Below are 24,428 nucleotides of genomic sequence, written 5' to 3' on the forward strand. Positions count from 1 at the left end.
CCATGGCTCACCTATCGGCCGCGGACCGACATCCCTCGACAGCCGTACTCACCTTCGTCCCCGTCCTGCTCGCGGTCGCAGCCTGGTTGATGGCTCCCGCGATCGCCTTCGCCGAGCCGCCGTCGCGGCTACCGCAACCGATCACCGACACAGCGGGTGTGCTGAGCGGTGACGACACTTCGCGGATCCAGGCAACGGCCGATGCGTTGTACGACGAGCACCAACTCCAGCTCTGGGTGACGTATGTGTCGACGTTCGACGGATACGACCGCGACACCTGGGTGCAGACGACTGCTCAGGCCAGTGGATTCGGCTCGGACACGGCCCTGCTTGCTGTCGCGACCGACGATCGCGACTTCGCACTGTGGACTCCGGACGGCTCCGAAGTCAGCGCGTCGGAACGCGACCGGATCGTGGCGAACGACATCACACCGGAGTTGCGTGAACCTACCGACTGGGCGGGAGCCGCGGTCGGCGCTGCCGAAGGCCTCGGCAACGCACTCACGCCGTCGAGCGCGCCCGCGACGACGCTGCTGGTCGGCGGCGGTGTCATCGCCGCAGGCGCCGGCGGGGTGTACCTGTACTCGCGCCGGTCGAAGAGCAACCGCGCGAAGGCCGGTGCTGCGCAGGCTGCCCAGATCGATCCGAACGACGTCGACAGCCTGCGTTCGCTACCGCTCGAAGGCCTCGAGCTGTACGCACAGGAAGTGCTCGTGGAGACCGACAATGCCGTGCGCTCGAGCGCCGAGGCACTCGAACTGGCACGCGGAGAGTTCGGCCGGTCCGCCGTGCAACCGTTCGACCGCGCCTACGACCAGGCCCGCACCGCACTCACGTCCGCGTTCGAAATCCGGCAGCGACTCGACGACGACATCCCGGAGACCCCGCAGCAGCAGCGCGACATGCTCGTGCAGTTGATCTCCTCGTGCGGTAAGGCGAATGACGACCTCGACGCGCAGGTCGAGGCATTCGACAACATGCGCAACCTGCTCCTCGACGCCCCCGAACGCCTCGATGCGCTCACTCAGCGTGCAATCGGGCTGCGAGCACGACTCCCCCGATCCGAGACGATCCTCGCTCAGCTGCGCAGCGAGTTCCCCGCGGGTGCTCTCGCTCCCGTCGTCGAGAACGTCACGCTCGCGGAGGAAGAGATCGCCTTCGCGGAGAAGGCAGTCGACGAGGGACGGACCGCGGTCGCACGACCCGCCGGCGAGCAGGGCGACGCGGTGCGGGCCATCCGTGAAGCAGAAGGAGCCCTGGGGCACGGGGCGATGCTGCTCGACGCCCTCGATCACGCGGCCGAGGACATCCGACGAGCTATCGCGACCCTTCCCGAAGCGATGGAAGATGCGGCGCAGGGCATCGCGGACGCCGCGCAGCTCGCAGCGGCAGGCGGTCCGGAACTCGACGAAGCGCGGAAGGCAGCGCAGGACGCGCTCGATCATGCACGGGCCGAGCAGCACAACGACCCGCTGGGCAGTTTCACGCGGGTGGTGGAAACGGATGCGCGACTCGATGCGTTGCGTGCGCAGACCCGTGAAGCCCAGGAAGCCGAGGAGCAGGCCCGCCGACGTCTTCAGCAGGATCTGGCGGCGGCGCAGGCACAGGTCACGGCCGCAGCCGATTTCATCGGTACGAGGCGCGGTGTCGTCGGAGCGCAGGCCCGCACCCGGTTGTCGGAGGCCGAACGTCATCTGCAGGCAGCGCAGCAGCTCGCGCAATCGGATCCGGCGTCCGCGATGCAGCACGCGCAGGCCGCCGCGGGCCTGGCTGCGAAGGCGTTGCGTTCCGCCCAGGACGACGTGCAGAAATGGGACCGTCAGCAGCGTCCGCCGCATGGCGGCTCGTCGGGCGGCAATATGACCGGCGCCATCCTCGGCGGCATCCTCATCAACAGCGTCCTCAACAGTGGCCGTGGTGGCGGTGGCTTCGGAGGCGGTTTCGGGGGTGGCGGCTTCGGGGGCGGCGGTGGGGGCGGCTTCGGAGGGTCGAGCGGGGGCCGCTTCTAGCATGTTCGGGACGATCCCACTCTGAATGCTGAGCACCCCGCAGCGAGAAGATCACTCTCATAGTCATCGAATTGCTTTCTTGCTCAGCAGAACACTGGTAGCTTGCCGTCAACCGCCCCACTCGGTGACGCGCACCACATTTTCAGATGAGGAGCTCCTGGTCGTGACCCAGACCGATTCCGGCAAGAACCACATCCACTTCGATCGACACGCACCCGAGTACCGGGAGCAGTTCGAGTCCATCACCCGCGACATGCACGAAGGCTGCCCCATCGCGTGGACCGACGCCCACGGCGGGCACTGGGTCGCGGCCGGAGCCGACGAGGTCTTCCATCTTGCGAGGTCGGGCGACATCTCCAACGACAACGACGTCCAGGGTGTCCGGCGCGGATACCGCGGCATCACCATCCCGACCGGCGAGCTTGCCAACGGCGTCCGGGGCGGCATGCTCGAGATGGACCCACCCGAGCATCGCTACTATCGCCAGGCCCTCAACCCGTACCTCTCACCGGCTGCCGTCACACGATGGATTCCCGTCATCGACGAGGTGGTGCGCGCGTGCCTCGACGAGAAGATCACCACCGGCCGGATCGACTTCGTCGACGACCTCGCCAATATCGTGCCTGCAGTACTCACTCTCGGCATGCTCGGCATCCCGCTCGCCAAATGGGAGATCTACAACGAACCGGTACATGCGTCGGTGTACACACCGCCCGACTCCCCCGACCGGGCCCGCATCGGCGAACTGCAGCGCGCAATGGGCGCTGATCTGTACGCCGCTGTCGCGGAGATCCGCAGGCACCCGCGCCCCGGTCTCGTCAACGCGGTGGTCCACGCCGACATCGACGGAGAGAACCCACCCGACGGGGAAGTTCTCGGCATGCTGTCGCTGCTGATCGGAGGCGGATTCGACACGACGACCGCGCTGACCGCGCACTCGCTCGAATGGCTGTCCCAGAATCCGGACCAACGCGAACTGATCAGCCTCGAGCGCGACACCCTGCTCGACTCTGCGACCGAGGAGTTCCTACGGTTCTTCACACCTGCCCCGGGGGACGGCCGGACCTTCTCCGCAGACTGCGACTACGCCGGAGCCCAGTTCCGAGAAGGTGAACGATTGTGGCTCTCGTGGGCGATGGCCAATCGCGATCCGTCACTGTTCGACAACCCCCACAGCGTCGATATCGAGCGGAAAGGAAACCGTCACTTCAGTTTCGGACTCGGAATCCACCGATGCATCGGGTCCAATGTCGCACGGACAGTGTTCAAGCGGATGCTCATCGCAGTCCTCGACCGCATGCCGGACTTCTACTGCGACCCCGCCGAAGCAGTGCACTACGAGACGATCGGCATCATCCAGGGGATGCGGAATCTTCCCGCGACCTTCACCCCCGGCCCCCGGCTCGGCCCCGGTCTCGACGAGACGCTGGCCCGACTCCAGAAGGAGTGCGACGAGCAGGGGCTCGCCGAGCCCATCACGGCGCAGACCAGAAGATCACAGTAGCCGCGCGAAAAGGCAGGCACCTCGCGTCGACGCGGTGTGCCTGCCTTCTGCCGTTGCGCCTGTGATCATCAGGCGTGGGTGAGGGTGCCTGCGATCAGCACCCGATCAGACGCTGCGCGAGGTAACCCTCGACCTGATCCAGACTCACGCGCTCCTGCGCCATCGTGTCGCGCTCGCGGACGGTGACCGCCTGGTCCTCGAGCGTGTCGAAGTCGACGGTGATGCAGAACGGCGTGCCGATCTCGTCCTGGCGACGGTAGCGACGGCCGATCGCGCCCGCGTCGTCGAACTCGATGTTCCAGTTCTGGCGGAGCTGAGCGGCGAGATCCTTGGCCTTCGGGCTGAGATCCGCGTTACGCGAGAGCGGCAGCACCGCAGCCTTGACCGGCGCGAGCCGACGGTCGAGACGCAGCACGGTGCGCTTGTCGACACCGCCCTTGGCGTTGGGCGCCTCGTCCTCGGTGTACGCGTCGACGAGGAACGCCATCAGCGAACGGGTGAGGCCGGCTGCCGGTTCGATCACGTACGGCGTGTAGCGCTCGTTGGTGGTCTGGTCGAAGAAGCTCAGATCGGCGCCCGAATGCTTCGCGTGGGTCGTCAGGTCGAAGTCGGTGCGGTTGGCGACGCCCTCGAGCTCACCCCATTCGCTGCCCTGGAAGTGGAAGCGGTACTCGATGTCGACGGTGCGCTTCGAGTAGTGGGACAGCTTCTCCTGTGCGTGCTCGTACAGGCGCAGATTGTCTTTGTTGATGCCCAGTCCGGTGTACCAGTCCATGCGGTAATCGATCCAGTACTGGTGCCACTGTTCGTCCTCACCCGGCTTGACGAAGAACTCCATCTCCATCTGCTCGAACTCGCGGGTGCGGAAGATGAAGTTACCCGGCGTGATCTCGTTGCGGAAGCTCTTGCCGATCTGGCCGATGCCGAACGGCGGCTTCTTGCGCGACGTGGTGAGCACGTTGGCGAAGTTCACGAAAATGCCCTGCGCGGTCTCGGGGCGCAGGTAATGCATGCCCTCTTCGCTCTCGATCGGACCGAGGTAGGTCTTGAGCATCATGTTGAAGTCGCGGGGCTCGGTCCACTGGCCCTTGGTGCCGCAGTCGGGGCACGCGATCTCGGTCATCGCCACGGCATCGGGATCGTCGAGCTTGTGCTTCTCGGCGTAGCCCTCCTGCAAGTGATCCTGACGGTGGCGTTTGTGGCAGCTCAGGCATTCGACGAGCGGGTCGTTGAACACGCCGACGTGACCGGATGCGACCCACACCTGGCGGGGCAGGATCACCGACGAGTCGAGGCCCACGACGTCGTCGCGGCTGGTGACCATGTTGCGCCACCACTGCTTCTTGATGTTGTCCTTGAGTTCCACACCGAGCGGCCCGTAGTCCCAGGCCGACTTGGTGCCGCCGTAGATCTCACCGCAGGGGTAGACCAGCCCGCGGCGCTTGGCGAGGTTGGCGACGGTATCGATCTTGGATTTGGGTGCCACTCGGATTCTCTCCATCTCGGATGCGGGTTCGCAGCATGCGTCGATCTCCAAGACTATCGCTCCATGGTCGGACTCCGAACATGCGGCGGTTGACATGCACATCTGCGCATATCAAAATGAGATCGGTTTGCAATAACGTGCGGTTCACCTCCGAAGGAGCCCCCTTGAGTCTCGACACCGGTCATCACGACTGCACGGTGGACGCTCGCGCTCCCGAATCGCACGACTCCGCCGAGATCCGGCAGCCGATCCCGCACGACACTCTCGTCACCGCGGGCGAGCTCCTGCGTGCGCTGTCCGCGCCGATCAGGATCGCGATCGTGCTCCAGCTGCGAGAATCCGCGCGGTGCGTGCACGAGCTCGTGGGCGCACTCGGCGTCACTCAACCGCTGATCAGTCAGCATCTGCGTGTCCTGAAGACCGCCGGTGTCGTTCGCGGAGACCGGTCCGGACGCGAGGTCCTGTACCGACTCGCGGATGATCATCTCGCCCACATCGTCGTCGACGCTGTCGCCCATGCCCGAGAAGCACCTCACGCCCCTAGCAGGGCAACCCCCGACAAGGAAGGTTGACGTCCACCTTGACCTCCGCCCGCAAACCCCTCGTGGGGGTTCGCTCCACCAAGCAACGCAGCGCGATCATCGCACTGCTCGACGACACAGAAGAGTTCCGGACGGCACAGGACCTCCATGACGAACTACGCAAGCGCGGCGACGGGATCGGCCTGACCACCGTGTACCGCACGCTGCAGTCCCTCGCCGAGGTGGGCAGCGTCGATGTGCTCCGCACCGATTCCGGAGAGTCGATGTTCCGACGGTGCTCGTCGGGGCATCATCACCACCTCGTGTGTCGTCGCTGTGGATTCACCGTCGAGGTGGACGGACCGGAGGTCGAGCGCTGGGCGCACGAGATGGCCGACGCGAACGGATTCGTCGACGTCAGTCACACCATCGAGATCTTCGGCACATGCACCGACTGCGCGCTCGCCGAGGACTGAGGGGACGTATCGAACCTGGCCGGTTATGCCCAATGCCGCGCAGTTAGCGCCGAGAGACAGTTGTCAATCCGGTGGATCGAGGATGTCGATGGTGATGACGGCCTGATAGTTGGTGCGGTCGACATCGCCTTTCGCTCGGTGTTTCGAGATGGCGCGTTTGACCACACGCGGGCTGACACGAGCACAGCGCGGTGGAAGCAGATCGGCCAGCACGGCACGACCGATCCGCCCGATCGGATCGACGGTGGCCCCGGCGATCACCCCGGCAGCATGGACGAGTTGATCACGAGCGGCGTACAACGCGACGGTGAAACTGGCCCGGTCGGCGGTGGTCGCCGCATCGTGCGCTGTCGCGTCGGCCATCGCCAGCCGCAGCACCTGATAGGTGGTCAGCAGTGCGTAGAGTTCCTGCTCGATCCCGGCCGGGGTGCGGGCACGCAGCACCCGACCCCCGAGCGTCGTCGATTTCATCTCCAGATAGACGGTTTCGATCTCCCAGCGCTGGTGATACAGAGCGACCAGGTCGAGGGCGGGGAACTGCCGATGATCGGTCAGTGTGGTGATCAGCCGGTACCGGCCGGTGCGGGTGGACCCGTCGGTGTGCACGAGGATCTGCGCGTCGATCACCCGCAGACGATGCGCTCCGAGCACGGTCAGCCACGACCCGTCGGGCAGGGCGGCCACCGGCGGCAGCCGACGGGAGTCCTTGCAGCGGAACAGTAGATCGGCGCCGGTACCGGCGACCCCGGCGATCAGGTCGGCCGCAGCGAAATTACGATCGGCCAACAGCATCATGCCCGGGCGCAGACATCCGAACAATCTTGGTGTGTAGCGGGTTTCGCCGATGTCGGTGGGTCCGAACACCGCGCCGAGCACGGTGCGAGTACCGCAGGCGACGACCGCCAACAGGCGCAGCAGGGGTATCCCGAGCCGCCGTGCGAACCGGTTTGACGGCGGTAGCGGGTCAGGTTCGCGGCACTATCGGGTACCGACATCGTGGTTCCGTCGATCGCGCATACCAGCAGGCCGTGCCAGCGTAGCGGCGCGGCCGGTGGGCCGGCGAGCAGTTCGAACAATGCGCGTAGCGGTGCCGGTCCGATCCGGCGTCGGGCCTGCGCGAGTGCCGAGGATCCGGGGTTGGCGACGGGCAGTCCGGTCAGGCCCGAGGTCAGCCGCGCCCAGACCTGCCGGTATCCGAGGTCCTCGAACAGGGCCGCGGCGAGCAGTAGGTACACCACCACCCGCGAGGGCAGTTCTCGGATGCGGGCCTGCACCGTTCCGGTCGCGGTCAGTGCCTCGTCGACCATCTCGAAGGGGACGAGTTGGGTCAGTTCGCCGAGGTGGCCGGGAGCGAATCGGCCCGCTGCTACGGTGCGGGCGGGTGGGATGACAGACTGGGTGTCCAACGGGGTTCCTGCCGTGCGGTGATCTTGGTCGACACTGTTCTAGCAGGAACTTCGTTGCTTGTTGTGGAGGGTTGACACACCCCACGGAATCCTTAACTGCGCGGCATTGCGGTTATGCCGTCTCGCCGGAGCCTGCCGAGGCGCCGACCACATCCCGAGCGCTCGCGGCTCCGTCGAGAACCAGCAGCAGCATCGTCGTCAGCGCGGTGTCTTCGAGGCCCGTGACGGGGAACGAGTAGCGCAGGACCACATCCGCCTCTGCGTCGCGTTCGATCAGATGCACCGACCCGAACTGCACGGTGTCGGCGGCCGTCGCCACCCGCGCACGCACGTCGTCGCCGAGCGGGAGATCCCAGCCGAGAATCCCGGTGAGCGACACGACGTCGAGGCCCTCGGTGAGGGTGACCACCTGCACCGCGAACGGGACGGCACCGTAGTCGAAGCCCAGGGCGTCGTCGCCATTGGTCGCGGAGGTCCGCATGTCGACGAACGGAGTGAGCAGCCCAGCGATCCGCTCCCGGAATGCCGTCATTTCACACCCCCGAACCGACGGTCGCGGGAGGCGTATTCGACGCAGGCCGCCCAGAGGTCGCGTCGGTCGAAGTCGGGAAAGTTCTTGTCCTGGAACACCATTTCTGCATAGGCGGACTGCCATAGCAGGAAGTTCGAGAACCGCTGCTCTCCCGACGGCCGGAGAAACAGGTCGACGTCGGGCATATCCGGCTCGTCGAGATAACGGGCAATCGTGGCTTCGCTGACCTTCTCGGGATCGATCTCTCCGGCCGCGACGCGACGTGCTATCTCACGGGTGGCATCGGCGATCTCGGCCCGGCCACCGTAGTTGACGCACATGACAAGTGTCATCACGTCGTTGTCCTTGGTGAGATCCTCGGCGATCTCGAGTTCCTTGATGACACTGCGCCACAGACGTGGGCGGCGTCCCGCCCACCTGACACGCACACCCATCTCGTGCATCTCATCGCGGCGCCGGCGGATCACGTCGCGGTTGAAGCCCATGAGGAATCGCACCTCGTCGGGGCTCCGCTTCCAGTTCTCGGTGGAGAACGCGTAGGCGGACAGCCACTTGACGCCCACCTCGATGCTGCCGCACACCGCATCCATCAGGACGGCTTCGCCACGTTCGTGACCGGCAGTGCGAGGTAGTCCGCGCTCCTGCGCCCAACGACCGTTGCCGTCCATGACCAGCGCGACGTGCTGCGGGATCAGCTCGGGCTGGATGATCGGGGCGCGCACACCCGACGGATGAGGGTCGGGTGGGCGGATCGTGCGGTCAGCCGGTCGGTGCGGTTCGCGTCGTCGAATCACGCTCCCCATCCTGCCTGACGCCGGTTTCCTGGTTTTCTGCCCCGTGCGGACTACTGCGTTCGATGAGCGGCAGCGACCGCAGCTGACGCTCGAGATGCCATTGCAGATGCGCGGCGATCAGGCCGCTGGCCTGGCTGCGCACCGAGGTCGGCGCCGCTTCACTGACCTCCCAGCGCCCTCGGTTGAGCGCGTCCATCAGTTCCAGCACTCCCTGCGCAGGTGTCGCCGCGCCGGGCGGCCGGCATTCCACACAGACCGCGCCGCCCGCCCCGACATGGAATGCCGTGTGCGGTCCCGGCCGGTCGCAGCGGGCGCACTGTGTGATCGCGGGTGCCCACCCGGCGTAGAGCATGGCGCGCAGCAGAAAGGCGTCGAATACCAACTCCGGGGGCCGCGTCCGATCGCACACCGCACGCAGGGCGCCGACGGTCAGGGCGTGGAGCCGGGGCACGGGCGCGCGCTCCTCGCCCGCGAGCCGTTCGGCCGTCTCGAGGATCGCGCAGGCGGTGGTGTAGCGCCCGTAGTCGTCGACGATGCCGATCGCGAATGCGTCGAGGGTCTGGACCTGGGTGACGATATCGAGGTTGCGTCCGGGGTGCAGTTGCACGTCGATGTGGGCGAAGGGTTCCAGTCGCGCACCGAACTTCGAGCGGGTGCGGCGCACGCCCTTCGCGACGGCTCTGACGAGCCCGTGCCGACGGGTGAGCAGGGTGACGATGCGGTCGGCCTCGCCCAGCTTGTGCTGACGCAGCACCACGGCATTGTCCCTGTACAACCTCACGCCTCCGAGTGTGTCACGTCGGCACGACAGCACCTGTTGTGCGGGCGGCGGGAGTCCCGGGAATTCCTCGACACCCGATATTGGAACGCGTTACTGTTCGTTCGAACGAACAACGTTGGGGGATGCATGACGACGCAGGACTTACCCGCCCGGTCCGCCGGACTGACCGACATGGCTGCAGCACTCGAAGCAGGGACCACCACCTCGGTGGCACTCGTCCGCGCCGCACTCGACCGCATCGACGCGAGCCGAACCACGCTCAACGCTTTCCGCGTCGTGCGGCGCGAAGCGGCACCGACCGAGGCGGCAGAGGCCGATCGTCGCCGCGCTGCGGGCGAGCACGCTCCTCTACTGGGCGTCCCGATCGCGGTCAAGGACGACACCGACATCTCCGGTGAGAACACAGCCTTCGGCTGCGCGGGAGACTTCCCGGTTCGGCAACACGACGCCGAGGTGGTCCGACAACTCCGCAACGCAGGCGCCGTGATAGTCGGCAAGACCCACTCCTCCGAGGTCGGTCAGTGGCCCCTGACCGGCAACCCGACCTACGGACACACGCGAAATCCCTGGTCGCGCGACCACACGCCGGGCGGTTCGTCCGGCGGGAGCGCTGCCGCAGTTGCCGCGGGACTGGTCCCCGCAGCGCTCGGCTCCGACGGCGCCGGTTCGGTTCGGATCCCGTGCGCATGGACGAACCTGGTGGGCATCAAGCCGCAACGCGGCCGGATCTCGATGTGGCCGCATCCCGAGTCGTTCTACGGGCTGACCACCCACGGCCCCCTCGCCCGCACCGTCGCCGATGCGGCACTCCTGCTCGACACGGTGACCGGTAATCACCCCGGCGACCTCCATCGCCGCGACTCGCCGACGGTCTCCGACGCAGTGGGACGCGACCCCGGCCGCCTGAGAATTGCACTGTCCCTGAAGCTTCCGTTCACGGCAACACCTACACGGCTCGACCCACGGGTACGCACCCGCATCACCGCACTCGCGACCACACTCCGCGATCTCGGACACGAGGTGATACTCGCCGACCCCGACTACGGAATCACGTTCGGACTGAACTTCCTCCCGCGATCGATGGCCGGGATCCACGACTGGGTGAACGCACTGGCCGACCCGTCGCTCGTAGATCGCCGCACCCGCGCCAATGCGCACACCGGCAAACTCCTGCACGGGCTTCCGCTCCGTGCTGCCCTGGCTGCCGAGCCCCGGCTCAGGGGTCGGGTCGGCCGGATCTTCGATCGAGTCGACGTCGTGCTGACTCCCACCACGGCAACACCACCACCGACGGTCGACGCGATCGACGGTCTCGGCGGGTGGGCGACCGACAAGGTGATCACCGCTGCGTGCCCGTACGCATGGCCGTGGAATGTGCTCGGATGGCCCGGCGTGAATATTCCCGCAGGGTTCACCGACGACGGATTGCCCATCGGTGCACAGCTTCTCGGACCTGACAACTCCGAGCCGATGCTCGTGTCGCTCGCCGCTCAACTCGAATCGGTACTGCGCTGGCACGAACAGAGCCCGGCGGGGTGGTGGTAGTCGTGGCCACGGATGCTCGGCACCGCATCATCGACGCGACACTGCATCTCGTCGGCACCCACGGGATTGCAGGAATCACCAATCGGCGGATCGCTTCTCGTGCCGAGGTGTCACTGGGGTCGATCACCTACCACTTCCCCAGCCAGTCCGACCTCCTCGGGGCCGCGCTCACCACCTTCGTCGAGGAGGAAACCGAACGACTGCGTGCGATCGCGGAAACATATCGATCGCAGACACTTTCGTTCACGGAAGCCGCGGTGATCACCGAGCGGGTGGCGACGGACCTCGCGTTCACCGCCGAGAGGATCGCACCATACGAGCTGTGGATCCAGGCGGGCCGGGACCCGGATCTGCGTGCGACCGCAGACGACTGCTGGTCTGCGTACGACGCCCTCACCGTGGCAATCCTCCGTGCCCTCGGCGTCCCGAATGCGGAGACGCTCGGACCGGTCCTCGTCGCGACGATCGCAGGACTGCAACTGCGCCGCCTGTCGACCGGGTCCGACACGGACTTGGCCGCTGCCACACTCCTCCTACTGCGGGCAGCGGCGGCACAACCTTGACGCACCGGGACCCAGGGCTCAGCTCTCAGAGCCGCACCGGCACCCTCACAATCGCACCGTACCGGTCCCCACTTCCCTACCGCCCTCCAGAACACCGACTTTCACATCCTCCGATCCCACGGTCACCTCGACGGTGCACACGAACGGCACGATCGACCTCGTGCCCGGTTCGAACGGCTCACCATGGGCAGGCCCTTTGACCGTGCAGGTGATCGCATCCGCAGACGCGAACGACACCTGCGGGCGGTACCCGGAGTAGAACGGCGTACTACGTCCGCCGACGTTGCTGGGCCTCATCGACAGATCAACGGGAATCTCTTCGCCCGCAGTGAACGTGATCGGCACCGCGGCGACATCGCCACCCGAGCCGCACCCTGCGACAAGAAGCAGCGACGCCGCGGCGACCGCGACCGGGACAAACATGCGCATTCGAACCTCCGCATCGACAACGATGCGGAGACCCTAGTCTCATCGGACAATTCCGACACCTACGCGTTCCATCGACAACATCGGCACACGCGACAGCGGAAGGTCAGAATCCGAGGCGTCCCAATTGCTTCGGGTCCCGCTGCCAATCCTTCGCGACCTTGACATGCAGCTCGAGGAAGATCTTCACACCGAGCAGCTTCTCGATCTGGGCACGCGCCGCCGTCCCGACCTGACGCAACCGTGCGCCACCCTTGCCGATGACGATCCCCTTCTGGCTCGGACGCTCCACATAGAGCAGAGCATGCACATCGAGCATCTCGCCCTGCTTCTCGGTACGTCCCTCTCGCTCGCGCACTTCCTCGATCACCACGGCGAGCGAGTGCGGAAGCTCGTCTCCGAGGCCTTCGAGCGCCGCTTCACGGATGAGTTCGGCCATGAGGGTTTCCTCGGGCTCATCGGTGAGCTCACCGTCGGGGTAGAACGCCGGTCCCGGCTCCATGTGCGACGCGATCACGTCGACGAGAACCTCGACCTGCTCCCCCGATGTCGCGGACACGGGAACCACGTCGGTCTCGCCGCCGAACAGCTTCGACACCGCGAGCAGCTGCGCCGCGACCTGTTGCTTGCCCACCTTGTCGATCTTCGTCACGATCGCGATCAGCGGTGTGCGCGGCGCAACGGTGCGAACCTGTTCGAGGATCCACCGGTCGCCAGGACCGATCTTCTCGTCTGCGGGAAAGCACATTCCGATGGCGTCGACCTCCGAGTACGTGTCGCGCACGAGGTCGTTGAGACGCTGTCCGAGCAGGGTGCGGGGCCGGTGCAGCCCCGGTGTGTCGACGAGGATCAACTGCGTGTGCTCGCGGTGGACGATCCCGCGGATCGTGTGGCGGGTGGTCTGCGGACGCGACGAGGTGATCGCGATCTTGCTGCCGACCAGTGCATTCGTCAACGTCGACTTGCCGGTATTGGGCCGCCCGACGAAGCAGATGAATCCGGAACGGAAATCGGACTCGTTCACTTTGTGTTCTGCCATCTGATGTTCGACGCTGCTACGTCCTCGTTCACGATGCAGAGCACGCGCCGTCCTCCTTTCGAGAGGTGGGTGAGTCTTCGGATTCCGAAACGCGCCGGACGAACACGGTGTTCACTCGGACGCGACCGCGGACATCGGGTCCGCCCTCGCCGCGCAGAACGAGACCGTGGGTGTGTACCTGAGAACCCGGCAGCGGAACACGACCGAGTTCGTAGCCGAGGAGACCGCCGACGGTGTCGACCTCGTCGTCGTCGATTTCGATGCCGAACAGTTCACCGAGGTCCTCGACCGGCAAGCGCGCGGAGACACGGTAGGTGTCGTCGCCGAGATCATCGATGTCGGGGATCTCACCGACGTCGTACTCGTCGGCGATCTCACCCACGATCTCCTCGATGACGTCCTCGATCGTGACCAGGCCTGCGATGCCGCCGTATTCGTCGACGAGCACAGCCATGTGATTGCGGTCGCGCTGCATGTCGGAGAGCAATTCGTCGAGACGCTTGGAATCGGGCACGAACACCGGCGGACGCATCACGTCGGCGACCGAGACGCTGTGCCCGCCGTCGCTTGCGTCATAGGTCTGCTGCACCAGATCCTTCAGATAGACGACACCGCAGATGTCGTCGACGTTCTCGCCGATCACCGGGATGCGTGAGTGCCCGCTCCGCACTGCCAGGGATGTCGCCTGACCAGCGGTCTTGGTGTTCTCGATCCAGACCATCTCAGGTCGCGGCACCATGATCTCGCGCGCAGTGGTGTCGCCGAAGTCGAAGACCGACTGGATCATCCGTCGCTCGTCGTCGGCCACCACCCCACTCTCCTGCGCCAGGTCGACGAGTTCGCGCAGTTCGATCTCGTTGGCGAACGGGCCGTTGCGGAAACCTCGGCCAGGGGTGACGGCGTTACCCACGAGGATGAGGATCCGGCTGATCGGACCCAGGATCACACCGAGCACACGCAGGGGCACGGTGGCGGTGAGTGCGATCGAGTAGGCGTGCTGGCGGCCGAGCGTGCGCGGCCCCACACCGATGACGACATAGTCGATCACCACCATCACCGTGGCGCTGATGACGAGCGCCCAGCTACGACTGAGGTGATCGAGCAATTCTCCCGCGAGCACCACTGTCGCGGTCAGCTCACACAGGATGCGCAGCAGTACCGCGAGATTGATATAGCGGGGACGATCTTCGAGGAGCGTAAGAAGTCTGCGGGCGCCTGCACGGCCGTCCTTCGCGAGCTCTTCCACACGAGCCGCCGACACCGTGTTCAGCGCCGAATCGATTGCGGCGAACAGTCCGCCGAATATCACGAGGAGAAAAGCGAGAACGTAGGAGAAGATCACGATACTCACGCGGCACTCACTCCTGCGCGCCCTGCAGCATCCGCGGCTGTGCCATCGGGCGACACCGTCGCTGTGCCATCGGGCGACACCGTCGCTGTGCCATCGGGCGACACCGTCGCTGTGCCATCCGGCGACACCGTCGCTGCGTCATCCGGCGACACCGTCACAGCTCCGGATTGTCGACGAATCCGGCCTTTCCGAGCAGCTGCTGATCGCGCGCAGCCAGCCGGGCATCACGCTCGGCGAGCCGCAACTCCTCGTACCACTCGGCGAGCAACTGGTTCTGCAGGCCGAACATTTCCTTCTCTTCTTCGGGTTCGGCGTGGTCGTAGCCGAGCAGATGCAGCATGCCGTGCACCGTGAGAAGAGCAAGTTCGTTGTCGAGCGAATGGCCGGCCTTCTCTGCCTGATCTGCAGCGAACGACGGGCACAGCACGATGTCGCCGAGCATGGACGGGCCCGGTTCCGGTGCGTCCGGGCGACCGCCCGGCTCGAGTTCGTCCATCGGAAACGACATCACGTCGGTCGGGCCGGGTAGATCCATCCAACGCACATGCAGATCTGCCATGGTGTTCGAATCCACGAGCACCATCGACAATTCCGCTGCGGGGTGCACGTCCATTCGGGCGATGACGAAACGGGCGACGTCGAGCAGGTCTTCCTCGACGACCTCCATCCCGGATTCGTTCGAGATTTCGATGCTCATGACTGTCGTTCCTTCTGCACTTCTGACGGATTCGGGTTGTGCTGCATGATCACCGGCGTGGGATCCGGTGTTGCGCGGCTCGTCGCTGGGCTCGGTTTCCGATGACCGCATCGCCACTTCTCTCGGCTTCGAAACGCCCGTAGGCGTCGACGATGTCGGAGACGAGTCGGTGACGGACCACGTCGCTGCTGTCGAGCCGCGCGAACTCGATGTCGTCGATGTCGTCGAGGATCTCAGCGGCTGCGGCAAGACCCGATTTTGCGCCACCGGGCAGGTCGATCTGGGTGATGTCGCCGGTCACCACGATCTTCGATCCGAAGCCGAGACGGGTGAGGAACATCTTCATCTGCTCGGCGGTGGTGTTCTGCGCTTCGTCGAGGATGATGAATGCATCATTCAAACTTCTACCACGCATGTACGCCAGCGGCGCGACCTCGATCACCCCGGCCTGCATGAGCTTCGGGATCGCTTCGGGATCCATCATGTCGTGCAGGGCGTCGTGGAGAGGCCGCAGGTACGGGTCGATCTTCTCGTGCAGGGTTCCGGGCAGGAAACCGAGACGTTCGCCTGCCTCGACCGCGGGACGGGTGAGGATGATGCGGGTGACCTGCTTGGTCTGCAGAGCCTGCACGGCCTTCGCCATCGCCAGGTAGGTCTTGCCGGTTCCGGCCGGGCCGATACCGAACACGATCGTGTTGGCGTCGATTGCGTCGACATACCGTTTCTGATTGAGGGTCTTCGGCCGGATGGTCTTCCCGCGCCGGGACAGGATGTCGAGGCTGAGCACCTCCGCCGGCGAATCCGACAGCCCGTTCGTGAGCATCCCCACCGTCCGGCGCACGGCATCGGGGCCCAGTTGCTGCCCGCGGCGCACCAGCGTGACCAGTTCACCGATCACGCGTTCGGCGAGGGCAACGTCTGCGGGGCTCCCGCTCAGGGTGACGGTATTGCCGCGCACGTGGATGTCGGCTGCGAGGGCCGTCTCGAGTGCGATGAGATTCTCGTCGGCTGCCCCCACCAGGGGTGCTGCAGCCTCCGGCGGGAGATCCAGGCTCGATCGGACCGGGATCCGGTCTACGTCGTCGGGGTCGCGGGTGCGGTCTGGTTCACTCACGTGGACGGAACGGCCTGCTTTCGGTTCAGATACGGACACGACGGGCGTCGTGTCCGTAGCCCAGTCTAGCGCCGTACGGTGCACACATTCACAGCATTGTGCGGCAGACCGTGTTCGGCTCCGCGTCGTGACCCGGATTCACGCCGTGGTCTGCAGCCACCGCCGTGCAGACGCCACGACCTCCTCGGCGCGGTCGGGAGCGACACCCGCGAGGACCAGTACACCGAGCGCCATGGCGCCGCCGGCATCGTCGACGCCCCCGCGGTTGGCGTGTTCGAGCGTGGCCATGGTCAGGCCCTCCATCATCGCGACGAGCACGGAGGTCGGAAGATAGGCAGAGAACACGCCTGCCGCGCGACCCCGGTCGACGACACCGTAGGTGTGCGTGCGGACCGGCGCAATGAGCTCACTGATGCGGTCCTCACCGACTTCCTTGCGCGCGAACGACAGAAGTACCCGATATCGGTCGCCGACCGGACTGAGGCGCAGAACCCCCGCCGCGAGCGCCACGGCGGCGTCCTCGGGTTCGGGGGGCTCGACGGACGCGGCGAGCGCCGCTCCTGCCTCGTCGGCAAGTCCCTCGACGAGCGCGTCCCGGTTGGGGAAATGCGCGTACACGGTGCGTCGCACCACACCGGCGGCCTTCGCCACGTCGTCCATACTCGAGTCCGGGTCCGATGCGAAGCAGCGCATCGCCGCGTCGAGGATCCGTGAACGGTTCACGTTCGTGCGTTTCCGCGGTCGCATGACCGACTCCTCCACGCTGCTCATCCTCGTTTCGCCGTACGTGTGATGCACCTTCCAGTCTAGTTGCACACGACTGTGCAATTAGCTAGATTGCACACGACTGTGCAATCCAGGCCCGGAGCCGGGCCCGCATGGAGGAGAGCTCATGACCGACACCACCCCGGAGATCCGGGCATCAGTCCGCTCCGACAGCCCCTACCCACGTCGATGGGCCGCTCTCGCAACGCTGTGCCTGAGCCTTCTCATCGTGGTGATGGCGAATACCGCGCTGATCGTGGCAGCGCCGAGCATGCTGCGTGACCTGCAGCTGACGAGCACCGATATGCAGTGGATCATCGACGGCTACACGGTTCCGTATGCAGCGCTCATGCTGCTGTGCGGGGTCCTCGGCGACCGGTTCGGCCGACGACGCGCGCTCCTCGCCGGTCTCGCGGTGTTCGCCGCGGGAGCGGTATACGGGAGCCTCGCCGACAGCGCCATCGAGGTGATCGCCGCACGCATCGTGATGGGCGTCGGCGCGGCCGTGATCATGCCGGCCACCCTCTCGCTCCTGGTCGCGATGTTTCCGGCACACGAACGCGCCCGCGCGATCGCCGCATGGGCCGCGACCTCCGGCCTCGCGATCGCTCTCGGGCCACTACTTGCCGGGTGGTTGCTCGAATCGCATTCCTGGGGCTCGACATTCCTGATCAACGTGCCCATCGCCGCGGCAGCGGCGATCGCCTCCCTCGCGCTCGTCCCGGCCTCCCGCGCAGACCATGTCGACCGCACCGACTGGATCGGCGGGCTGCTGTCGATCGTCACCGTCGGCGGTCTCGTGTACGCGATCATCGACGGATTCCACTTCGGCTGGAGCCCAGCTACTCTCGCGGTTCTGGCAACTGCGGCGACAGCAGCGGTGGCGTTCGTCGCCTGGGAACTGCGGCACCCGCACCCGCTGCTCGACCTCGCACGAGTTGTGGATCGGACCGTCGGGGCCGCGTGCATCTCGGTGCTGCTCTTGTTCTTCGCGACCTTCGGAGTCATCTACTTCGTCGCACAGCAATTCCAGTTCGTGCTCGGCTACGGGCCGCTCGAAACCGGTCTCCGCCTGCTCCCGCTGGCCGTGGCGGTGTCCGCGGGCGCAGCCGGCAGCGCTCGTCTCGCACCCCGATTCGGGACTCGCGCGACTGTGACCGCCGGGATGGCCGCGGCCACGGTCGGGGTGCTCGTACTCACGCAGTCCCACTCCGCTTCGGGATTCGAGATCTATCTCGTCTGCCTGCTGCTCCTCGGCATCGGCATCGGCCTGTCGACTCCACCCGCCACCGACCTGATCATGGCCGGTTTCCCGGAAAACGAACTCGGCGCCGCAGGCGGCCTCAACGACACCGCCGTCGAATTCGGCGGTTCGCTCGGAATCGCGGTGCTCGGCTCGGTTCTCGCCACCACCTATCACCGGGAAATCGCAGGCTTCCTGTCGGATCTTCCCTTCACGAACCTGACAGGATCGATGGCCGAACAGGCCGAGCTGGCCATCGCTGCAGCCGGCGACTCCGTAGGTGGTGCCTCGATCGTCGCAGAGGAACTCGCCGCGAATCCCCTCGCCGCGTCCCACGCGGAACCGTTGCGAGAAGCCGCCGGTGCCGCGTTCGCCGATGCGATCGGGCAAGCCAGCCTGGTCGGCGGCATTTCTCTGGCGATCGGAACTCTACTGGTGGCAGCAATTCTTCCGTCGAAGGACCGTGACATGCTCGAGCCCGCGCACTAGTCCGCCCCATCCGTCCACGGGTCGTCGCCCAGCACCGCCTGCAACGTCAGTTCCCAGCTGCGGGTGGTGCGGTCGAGGAACGCATTGTGTCCCTCCCCCGGCACCTCCCACAGCACGACCCGGTCGCCGGCGGCACCTGCGGCGTCGACATATGCACGACTGGCGGCCGCGGGTACCTGCACGTCCCCGCTGCCGTGGATACACACTGTCGGCACCCCGGTCGGGACCCGGTGCAGCGGCGACGCATCGTGATACAGCTGCGGATCGTCCGAATAGGACACTCCGAACAATGCCTCGAGTGGACCGCCGCCGCGAGCGGCCCTGGACACGAGGTCGAGGGCACCTGCCTGGGAGATCACGCGACTCGGCCGCACCGGGCAGTCGCGTCTGCCCGCCACCCACAGCGCAAGTTGAGCACCCGCAGAATGCCCGACGATCCGGACGTCGGCGACGTCCAGCGGAACCGGCGAAGATTCGAGCAGCAAGGTCGAGGTCGCGACGAGTGCGGATTCGATGTCGGCGCTCGTCTCCGGCCACGCGCCGCCTGCCCCGACTCTCCGGTACTCGACGTTCCACGCAGCCACCCCGCGCCGGGCGAGCTCGGCCGCCAGCGTCGTCGCCAGGTTGAGGTGGAAGTCTGCGCTCCAGTAGCCGCCGTGGATCAGCATCACCACCGGTAGCGGGCCGTCGACCTCGGTCGGTGTGTACAGGTACCCGAACTGGGCCGGCTCGGAACCGTAGTCGATGCGGATGCGTGGCATACGCATCATTATCGATCAGTGCAAAGGCTGTTGATTCCAGCGGTCGGTGAGCACGCCCACCGCACCGAGCGCCACCGCTGCAGCCGACGACGTGCGCAGCACCGTCGGTCCGAGCGATACCGCGCTCGCTCCGGCACCCACGAGCGCTTCGACTTCGGCGTCGTCGAGTCCGCCTTCCGGACCGACGACGAGGACGAGTTCGGGGGCCGCGGCAAGAGCCAGGGACGAGAACGGAACGGTGGCCGACTCGTGCAGCACCGCGGCGACACCTCCGCCCTCGACGCTCTCACGTACCCGCGCCACGACGTCGGCGGTGCGGTGCAGCGAGGCCACCTCCGGCACATACGCGCGCCGAGATTGCTTAGCCGCGGCCATTGCCGCCGCCTGCCACTTGGCCGTCCCCTTGTCCGCTTTGGAGTCCCATCGCGCGACACACCGTGACGACTGCCACGGCACGAATCCGTCGGCGCCCGCCTCCGTGGCGAGCTCGACGGCGAGCTCCGACCGTTCGGACTTCGGGAGGGCCTGGACGACGGTCACCGACGGTCGCGGCGGTGCGATCGTGCCGCGGCCGAGGACGACGGCCTCGAGCCGGTCCTTGGCCACTGCCGTCACCTCGACATCGGCGACGCCGCCCCTGCCGTCGGAGAGCACGAGTCGTTCCCCGACAGAGATCCGGCGCACCGTTGCCGCGTGTCGGCCCTCCTTGCCGTCGAGAACGGCGATAGCTCCCGTCTCGGGCAGCGGGTCGAGATAGAACAGCGTCGCGGCCACCGTGGTCGCCTAGCGGACGTTGAACGCGTCGCGCAGACGCGAGAACAGGCCCGACGAATGCTGCGACGACTTCGACACGACTTCCACGCGGTCGCGCTCGTTCATGATGCGGTACTCGTCGAGCAGCTTGGTCTGCTTGTGATCGAGCTTGGTCGGCACCACCACTTCGAGATGCGCGTGGAGGTCGCCGCGCGCACCCGAACGCAGTTTCGGCATTCCGTGGCCGCGGATCACCGATACCGAACCGGGTTGCGTACCGGCATCGACGGTGATGTCGATCGCGCCGTCGAGGATCGTGTCGAGGCTCACGGTGGTTCCGAGCGCTGCGTCGACCATCGGCACCCGGATGGTGCAGTGCAGGTCGTCACCGTCACGCACGAACACGTCGTGCTGCTGCTCGACGACCTCGACGTAGAGGTCACCGGCCGGCCCTCCACCCGGGCCCACCTCACCCTGCGCCGCGAGACGGATCCGCATTCCGTTGCCCACGCCGGCGGGGATCTTCACTGTGATTTCACGGCGCGCCCGCACCCGGCCGTCGCCACCGCACTTGCGGCAGGGGTCGGGGATGGTCTCGCCGACTCCGCGGCAGGTGGGGCACGGACGCGAGGTCATGACCTGGCCGAGGAACGAACGCTGGACCGACTGGACTTCACCGGCGCCGCCGCACGTTTCACACCGGACCGGCTTGGAATCGCCGTGGGTGCCGGAACCGGTGCAGGAGTCGCACAGGATCGCAGTGTCGACTGTCACGCTCTTGGTCACACCCCGAGCGCATTCGTCCAGCGTCAGGCGGGTGCGCAGCAGCGAGTCGGCACCCGGTTGGACGCGTCCTCGAGGACCGCGGGAGCCGCCACCCCCACCGCCGAAGAACGCTTCGAACACGTCTCCGAGACCACCGAAGCCCGCACCACCGAAGCCGCCGGCGCCTGCACCACCGCCCGACGCGAGCGGGTCACCGCCGAGATCGACGATGCGGCGCTTCTCCGGGTCGGAGAGCACCTCGTATGCAGCAGAGATCTCTTGGAAACGCTTCTGTGCCGACCCGTCCGGGTTGACGTCGGGGTGATGCTCACGCGCCAGCTTGCGATACGCCCGCTTGATCTCCTGGTCGGTCGCATCCTTGGACACACCGAGCGTCCCGTAGTAGTCCACGTTTGGTTCTCGTCCTTACTTCATCTACACAGAATGATCTACACAGCATTGGGCAAGCTCAGCGCTCGCCGAGCACCTCACCGATATATCTCGCAACGGTCGCGACCGATGCGATGGTTCCCGGGTAATCCATCCGGGTGGGGCCGAGCACACCGAGCCCGCCGAACACCGCGCCTGCCGCACCGTACCCGGTGGACACCACGGAGGTGCTGCGCATCTCGGCGACCTGGGTCTCCTCACCGATACGGACGGTGACCCGGCCTGTGTCCTGGCTGGCGGCGAGCAGTTTGAGGACCACCACCTGTTCCTCGAGGGCCTCGAGGACGGTGCGCAACGAACCCGGCATGCCCGGCAGGCCTTCGAAGTCGGCGGCGTTGCGGGTCAGGTTGACGGTGCCACCGAGTACGAGTCGATCCTCGGGGTGCTCGACGAGGGACTCCACCAGTACGGTCGCGCAGCGGATCACGGCGTCACGCAGGTCTTCCGGTGCGTCCTCGGCGAGTTCGGACACAGCGATCGACGCAGCAGCGAGGCGTTTGCCGCTCAGGGCGTTGCCGAGCAGATCGCGCAGCCGCACGAGATCGTCGTCGCCCACGACGTCGCCGAGTTCGACGATCCGTTGGTCGACGCGCCCGGAATCGGTGATGAGCACGAGCAGCAACCGCGCCGGTGTCAGGGCGACGATTTCGAGGTGTCGTACGGACGACGACGACAGGGTCGGGTACTGCACCACCGCGACCTGACGGGTCAGTTGTGCGAGCAAGCGGACCCCGCGACGCAGCACATCGTCGAGGTCGACACCGGACTCGAGGAACTGCAGGATCGCGCGACGCTCGGCCGCCGACAGCGGCTTGACCTCGGCGATCCGGTCGACGAACTGCCGGTAGCCCTTGTCGGTGGGTACCCGTCCCGAACTGGTGTGCGTCTGAGAGATGTATCCCTCTGCCTCGAGGACCGCCATGTCGTTGCGGACCGTGGCGCTCGATACACCCAGGTTGTGACGATCGACGAGCGTCTTCGATCCGATCGGTTCCTTGGTGGACACGTAGTCCGCCACGATCGCCCGCAGAACCTGGAATCTCCGTTCCTCGGTGCTCGACATCTGCCCACCTCCGTTCCACCACGTGCATGCCCGAACAAGTGCACCTCGCGCGCGGGGCACGGGTGCACTGTGTGCCGTACCCGCCCAGTCTAATCGTCCCGGAGCCGAACAGATCCATCCGCCACCCCGTGCGTACTGTGGGCGCATGATCTTCAAGGGTGTCCGGGACGGTAAGCCGTATCCCGATCACGGGCTGTCGCTGCGCGATTGGTCGAGAATCCCTCCGCGTCAGATCCGCCTCGACGAGATCGTCACGACCACGAAGGTTCTCGAACTCGATCGACTGCTGTCGGAGGACTCGACGTTCTACGGCGACCTGTTTCCCCACGCTGTGCAGTGGAAAGGGGTCCTGTATCTCGAGGACGGCCTCCACCGGGCCGTGCAGTCCGCACTGCGGAACCGCCCGGTGCTCCATGCCCGCGTCTTCGATTACGACGCACTCGCACCGCTCTCGAGCGTCACATCGCCCGAGGAGACCGATCCGGCAGGCCCTGAAATCCTGGGCGAGCCCCGGTTCCTCTAGCGCTCATTCCCGGTCGGATCCGAGCAGGATCGTCCGCACCACGCCGTCGGCGAGCAACCGGCCGCGGTCCGTGAGGATCAGACGATCACCCGACACGGCGGCCAGCCCGTCGTCGACCACCGTCCCGGCGGCGGCGAGTTCACCGGCGTCCAGTTCGCTCAACGGCAGACCGGTCCGTAGTCGCACGGTGAGCATCACCGATTCGGTGTGGATGTCGTCGGCCGTGAGCTCCTCACTCCCCGCGACCGGCAGTTGCCCGTCGGCGAGGACACCCGCATAGCGCGCGGGATGCTTGAGGTTCCACCAGCGCACCCCGCCGACGTGACTGTGCGCACCGGGTCCCGCACCCCACCAGTCGCCGCCGTCCCAGTAGCCGAGGTTGTGGCCACATCTGGCCGAAAGATCGTCGGCTCGAGCCCAATTGGACACCTCGTACCATGTGAGTCCGGCCGCGGTCAGTCGCCGGTCGATGCGCTCGTACCGGGATGCGAGCACGTCGTCGTCCGGCGCCGGGAGTTCCCCGCGGCGCACCCGCCGCGCCAGCGCGGTCCCGTCCTCGACGATCAGCGCGTAGGCGGACACGTGATCGACGCCCGCTTCCAGCACGGCATCGAGCGACGCATCGAGATCGGCGTCGGTCTCACCTGGCGTTCCGTAGATCAGGTCGAGGTTCACGTGCCCGAATCCGGCCTCCCGCGCCTCGCGGGCAGCGGCGACCGGGCGTCCCGGAGTGTGGGTGCGGTCGAGCACCGCGAGCACGTGGGATGCCGTCGACTGCATGCCCAGGGAGATGCGGGTGTAGCCGGCATCGCGGATCCGTGCGAAAAATTCCGGTGAGGTCGATTCGGGGTTCGATTCGGTGGTCACTTCGGCGTCGGGTGCAAGCCCGAACGACGTGCGGACCGCATCCAGCACGTCGGCCAGCCCGTCGGCGCCGAGCAGCGAGGGTGTGCCGCCGCCGACGAACACGGTCTCGGCCGCCGGCGTCCCACCGCCGTCACGACCGAGCAGCTGGGCCCCGGCGTCGAGTTCGCGGCGGAGCCCCTCGAGCCACGACTCGGGCGACGCCGCGGATCCCAGTTCACCCGCCGTGTAGGTGTTGAAGTCGCAGTAGCCGCAGCGCGTCGCACAGAACGGCACGTGCACGTACACCCCGAAGGGTCTGCTGCCCACTCCGTCGAGTGCGCTTGCCGGCAGTTCGAACCCGTGTCCCGCACCGAGCTCGCTGCCGGTTCTCGTGTCACTCACGAGCTCCAGTGTTCCAGACACAGCTCGCCCCCCGTCGGCGCTGCGCGCCACCCTGACACCGCGCTGCGCGCCCATCCTCGACACGGCGCAGCGCGCCGACCTCGACATTTCCCCGATTTTTGGT

Annotated in this window: 25 protein-coding genes; 8 read left to right on the forward strand and 17 right to left on the reverse strand. The window is 66.5% G+C overall.

The window, feature by feature from the left end:
- Nucleotides 1-2: 2 nt before the first annotated feature.
- Together ACFWCF_RS10080 and ACFWCF_RS10085 are read left to right on the forward strand one after the other, a co-directional pair.
- Nucleotides 3-2,009 (forward strand): TPM domain-containing protein, encoded by a 2,007-nt coding sequence (locus ACFWCF_RS10080; protein WP_378560441.1) that lies wholly within the window; start codon nucleotides 3-5, stop codon nucleotides 2,007-2,009.
- A 163-nt stretch (nucleotides 2,010-2,172) separates the two neighbouring features.
- Entirely contained in the window at nucleotides 2,173-3,513 is a 1,341-nt protein-coding gene (locus tag ACFWCF_RS10085; RefSeq protein WP_378560444.1) for a cytochrome P450, read from the forward strand.
- Between the two features lie 94 nt (nucleotides 3,514-3,607).
- Here ACFWCF_RS10085 and ACFWCF_RS10090 read toward each other — a convergent pair whose 3' ends face one another.
- Nucleotides 3,608-4,999, reverse strand: a complete 1,392-nt coding sequence (locus ACFWCF_RS10090; RefSeq protein WP_378560446.1) for a glycine--tRNA ligase — start codon at nucleotides 4,997-4,999, stop codon at nucleotides 3,608-3,610.
- A 116-nt stretch (nucleotides 5,000-5,115) separates the two neighbouring features.
- Here ACFWCF_RS10090 and ACFWCF_RS10095 point away from each other — a divergent pair, with 116 nt between their 5' ends.
- Entirely contained in the window at nucleotides 5,116-5,571 is a 456-nt protein-coding gene (locus ACFWCF_RS10095) for an ArsR/SmtB family transcription factor (RefSeq protein WP_378560449.1), read from the forward strand.
- A gap of 8 nt (nucleotides 5,572-5,579) precedes the next feature.
- Entirely contained in the window at nucleotides 5,580-5,996 is a 417-nt protein-coding gene (locus ACFWCF_RS10100; RefSeq protein ID WP_378489865.1) for a Fur family transcriptional regulator, read from the forward strand.
- Between the two features lie 63 nt (nucleotides 5,997-6,059).
- On the opposite strand, the gene ACFWCF_RS10105 is transcribed toward ACFWCF_RS10100, so the two are convergent.
- The 5 genes from ACFWCF_RS10105 to recO all read right to left on the reverse strand — a co-directional run bounded on the left by ACFWCF_RS10105 (nucleotide 6,060) and on the right by recO (nucleotide 9,509).
- Complete coding sequence (locus ACFWCF_RS10105) at nucleotides 6,060-6,872, reverse strand: transposase (RefSeq protein WP_378560865.1); 813 nt, start codon at nucleotides 6,870-6,872, stop codon at nucleotides 6,060-6,062.
- Nucleotides 6,788-7,402 (reverse strand): transposase domain-containing protein, encoded by a 615-nt coding sequence (locus ACFWCF_RS10110; protein WP_378560452.1) that lies wholly within the window; start codon nucleotides 7,400-7,402, stop codon nucleotides 6,788-6,790. Before ACFWCF_RS10110 ends, ACFWCF_RS10105 begins: the two co-directional genes overlap by 85 nt.
- A 112-nt stretch (nucleotides 7,403-7,514) precedes the next feature.
- Nucleotides 7,515-7,934: a hypothetical protein gene (locus ACFWCF_RS10115; RefSeq protein ID WP_378489801.1), complete on the reverse strand. Its 420-nt coding sequence runs from the start codon at nucleotides 7,932-7,934 to the stop codon at nucleotides 7,515-7,517.
- On the reverse strand, nucleotides 7,931-8,737 hold the full coding sequence (locus tag ACFWCF_RS10120; protein WP_378560455.1) for an isoprenyl transferase: 807 nt from the start codon (nucleotides 8,735-8,737) through the stop codon (nucleotides 7,931-7,933). Before ACFWCF_RS10120 ends, ACFWCF_RS10115 begins: the two co-directional genes overlap by 4 nt.
- Nucleotides 8,694-9,509 carry a DNA repair protein RecO gene (gene recO, locus ACFWCF_RS10125; protein WP_378560458.1) on the reverse strand — a complete coding sequence of 272 codons (816 nt, stop codon included), beginning with the start codon at nucleotides 9,507-9,509 and terminating at the stop codon, nucleotides 8,694-8,696. The genes ACFWCF_RS10120 and recO overlap by 44 nt, the downstream gene beginning before the upstream one ends.
- A 126-nt stretch (nucleotides 9,510-9,635) precedes the next feature.
- Here recO and ACFWCF_RS10130 point away from each other — a divergent pair, with 126 nt between their 5' ends.
- Complete coding sequence (locus ACFWCF_RS10130; RefSeq protein WP_378560461.1) at nucleotides 9,636-11,054, forward strand: amidase; 1,419 nt, start codon at nucleotides 9,636-9,638, stop codon at nucleotides 11,052-11,054.
- 2 nt (nucleotides 11,055-11,056) lie between these two features.
- Complete coding sequence (locus tag ACFWCF_RS10135) at nucleotides 11,057-11,617, forward strand: TetR/AcrR family transcriptional regulator (protein WP_378560464.1); 561 nt, start codon at nucleotides 11,057-11,059, stop codon at nucleotides 11,615-11,617.
- A gap of 45 nt (nucleotides 11,618-11,662) precedes the next feature.
- On the opposite strand, the gene ACFWCF_RS10140 is transcribed toward ACFWCF_RS10135, so the two are convergent.
- From ACFWCF_RS10140 to ACFWCF_RS10165, 6 genes are all read right to left on the reverse strand, one after another.
- The gene (locus tag ACFWCF_RS10140) at nucleotides 11,663-12,046 is read right to left on the reverse strand and encodes a hypothetical protein (RefSeq protein WP_378560467.1); all 384 of its coding nucleotides are present in this window, start codon (nucleotides 12,044-12,046) and stop codon (nucleotides 11,663-11,665) included.
- A 103-nt stretch (nucleotides 12,047-12,149) separates the two neighbouring features.
- Nucleotides 12,150-13,082, reverse strand: a complete 933-nt coding sequence (gene era / locus ACFWCF_RS10145) for a GTPase Era (RefSeq protein WP_378560470.1) — start codon at nucleotides 13,080-13,082, stop codon at nucleotides 12,150-12,152.
- Between the two features lie 28 nt (nucleotides 13,083-13,110).
- Nucleotides 13,111-14,433: a hemolysin family protein gene (locus tag ACFWCF_RS10150; protein WP_378560473.1), complete on the reverse strand. Its 1,323-nt coding sequence runs from the start codon at nucleotides 14,431-14,433 to the stop codon at nucleotides 13,111-13,113.
- Between the two features lie 154 nt (nucleotides 14,434-14,587).
- Nucleotides 14,588-15,130, reverse strand: coding sequence for an rRNA maturation RNase YbeY (gene ybeY, locus ACFWCF_RS10155; RefSeq protein WP_378489793.1), 543 nt, complete (start codon nucleotides 15,128-15,130; stop codon nucleotides 14,588-14,590).
- 49 nt (nucleotides 15,131-15,179) lie between these two features.
- Nucleotides 15,180-16,244 carry a PhoH family protein gene (locus tag ACFWCF_RS10160; protein ID WP_378489792.1) on the reverse strand — a complete coding sequence of 355 codons (1,065 nt, stop codon included), beginning with the start codon at nucleotides 16,242-16,244 and terminating at the stop codon, nucleotides 15,180-15,182.
- 138 nt (nucleotides 16,245-16,382) lie between these two features.
- The gene (locus ACFWCF_RS10165) at nucleotides 16,383-16,991 is read right to left on the reverse strand and encodes a TetR/AcrR family transcriptional regulator (RefSeq protein ID WP_378489791.1); all 609 of its coding nucleotides are present in this window, start codon (nucleotides 16,989-16,991) and stop codon (nucleotides 16,383-16,385) included.
- 145 nt (nucleotides 16,992-17,136) lie between these two features.
- Here ACFWCF_RS10165 and ACFWCF_RS10170 point away from each other — a divergent pair, with 145 nt between their 5' ends.
- A complete protein-coding gene (locus ACFWCF_RS10170; protein ID WP_378560477.1) occupies nucleotides 17,137-18,741 on the forward strand; it encodes an MFS transporter in 1,605 nt (534 codons plus the stop codon).
- On the opposite strand, the gene ACFWCF_RS10175 is transcribed toward ACFWCF_RS10170, so the two are convergent.
- The 4 genes from ACFWCF_RS10175 to hrcA are packed head-to-tail and all read right to left on the reverse strand — an operon-like array spanning nucleotide 18,738 to nucleotide 22,533.
- Complete coding sequence (locus tag ACFWCF_RS10175; RefSeq protein ID WP_378560480.1) at nucleotides 18,738-19,502, reverse strand: alpha/beta hydrolase family protein; 765 nt, start codon at nucleotides 19,500-19,502, stop codon at nucleotides 18,738-18,740. The two genes, ACFWCF_RS10170 and ACFWCF_RS10175, sit on opposite strands and share 4 nt — an antisense overlap.
- Nucleotides 19,503-19,517: 15 nt before the next feature.
- Nucleotides 19,518-20,276 carry a 16S rRNA (uracil(1498)-N(3))-methyltransferase gene (locus ACFWCF_RS10180; RefSeq protein ID WP_378560483.1) on the reverse strand — a complete coding sequence of 253 codons (759 nt, stop codon included), beginning with the start codon at nucleotides 20,274-20,276 and terminating at the stop codon, nucleotides 19,518-19,520.
- Between the two features lie 9 nt (nucleotides 20,277-20,285).
- A complete protein-coding gene (dnaJ, locus tag ACFWCF_RS10185) occupies nucleotides 20,286-21,431 on the reverse strand; it encodes a molecular chaperone DnaJ (RefSeq protein ID WP_378560486.1) in 1,146 nt (381 codons plus the stop codon).
- A 58-nt stretch (nucleotides 21,432-21,489) separates the two neighbouring features.
- Nucleotides 21,490-22,533, reverse strand: coding sequence for a heat-inducible transcriptional repressor HrcA (hrcA, locus tag ACFWCF_RS10190; RefSeq protein ID WP_378489786.1), 1,044 nt, complete (start codon nucleotides 22,531-22,533; stop codon nucleotides 21,490-21,492).
- A gap of 145 nt (nucleotides 22,534-22,678) precedes the next feature.
- Here hrcA and ACFWCF_RS10195 point away from each other — a divergent pair, with 145 nt between their 5' ends.
- The gene (locus ACFWCF_RS10195) at nucleotides 22,679-23,056 is read left to right on the forward strand and encodes a type II toxin-antitoxin system VapB family antitoxin (RefSeq protein WP_378489785.1); all 378 of its coding nucleotides are present in this window, start codon (nucleotides 22,679-22,681) and stop codon (nucleotides 23,054-23,056) included.
- A gap of 3 nt (nucleotides 23,057-23,059) precedes the next feature.
- Here the strand turns inward: ACFWCF_RS10195 and hemW are convergent, their stop codons facing one another.
- Entirely contained in the window at nucleotides 23,060-24,379 is a 1,320-nt protein-coding gene (gene hemW / locus ACFWCF_RS10200; protein ID WP_378560868.1) for a radical SAM family heme chaperone HemW, read from the reverse strand.
- Nucleotides 24,380-24,428: the final 49 nt, after the last annotated feature.

Origin of the sequence: Rhodococcus sp. NPDC060090, from assembly GCF_042729855.1 — a bacterium.
In the GTDB taxonomy this organism is placed as follows: domain Bacteria; phylum Actinomycetota; class Actinomycetes; order Mycobacteriales; family Mycobacteriaceae; genus Rhodococcus.

What these genes read in the sequence shown, in the direction of transcription:
- ACFWCF_RS10115 (WP_378489801.1), bottom strand. Translation starts at nt 7,934, where the DNA reads ATGACGGCATTCCGGGAGCGGATCGCTGGGCTGCTCACTCCGTTCGTC.
- ACFWCF_RS10140 (WP_378560467.1), bottom strand. Translation starts at nt 12,046, where the DNA reads ATGCGCATGTTTGTCCCGGTCGCGGTCGCCGCGGCGTCGCTGCTTCTT.
- ACFWCF_RS10170 (WP_378560477.1), top strand. Translation starts at nt 17,137, where the DNA reads ATGACCGACACCACCCCGGAGATCCGGGCATCAGTCCGCTCCGACAGC.
- ACFWCF_RS10175 (WP_378560480.1), bottom strand. Translation starts at nt 19,502, where the DNA reads ATGCCACGCATCCGCATCGACTACGGTTCCGAGCCGGCCCAGTTCGGG.
- ACFWCF_RS10120 (WP_378560455.1), bottom strand. Translation starts at nt 8,737, where the DNA reads ATGGGGAGCGTGATTCGACGACGCGAACCGCACCGACCGGCTGACCGC.
- ACFWCF_RS10080 (WP_378560441.1), top strand. Translation starts at nt 3, where the DNA reads ATGGCTCACCTATCGGCCGCGGACCGACATCCCTCGACAGCCGTACTC.
- ACFWCF_RS10165 (WP_378489791.1), bottom strand. Translation starts at nt 16,991, where the DNA reads ATGCGACCGCGGAAACGCACGAACGTGAACCGTTCACGGATCCTCGAC.
- ACFWCF_RS10130 (WP_378560461.1), top strand. Translation starts at nt 9,636, where the DNA reads ATGACGACGCAGGACTTACCCGCCCGGTCCGCCGGACTGACCGACATG.
- era (WP_378560470.1), bottom strand. Translation starts at nt 13,082, where the DNA reads ATGGCAGAACACAAAGTGAACGAGTCCGATTTCCGTTCCGGATTCATC.
- ybeY (WP_378489793.1), bottom strand. Translation starts at nt 15,130, where the DNA reads ATGAGCATCGAAATCTCGAACGAATCCGGGATGGAGGTCGTCGAGGAA.
- ACFWCF_RS10195 (WP_378489785.1), top strand. Translation starts at nt 22,679, where the DNA reads ATGATCTTCAAGGGTGTCCGGGACGGTAAGCCGTATCCCGATCACGGG.
- ACFWCF_RS10095 (WP_378560449.1), top strand. Translation starts at nt 5,116, where the DNA reads ATGAGATCGGTTTGCAATAACGTGCGGTTCACCTCCGAAGGAGCCCCC.
- hemW (WP_378560868.1), bottom strand. Translation starts at nt 24,379, where the DNA reads ATGGGCGCGCAGCGCGGTGTCAGGGTGGCGCGCAGCGCCGACGGGGGG.
- hrcA (WP_378489786.1), bottom strand. Translation starts at nt 22,533, where the DNA reads ATGTCGAGCACCGAGGAACGGAGATTCCAGGTTCTGCGGGCGATCGTG.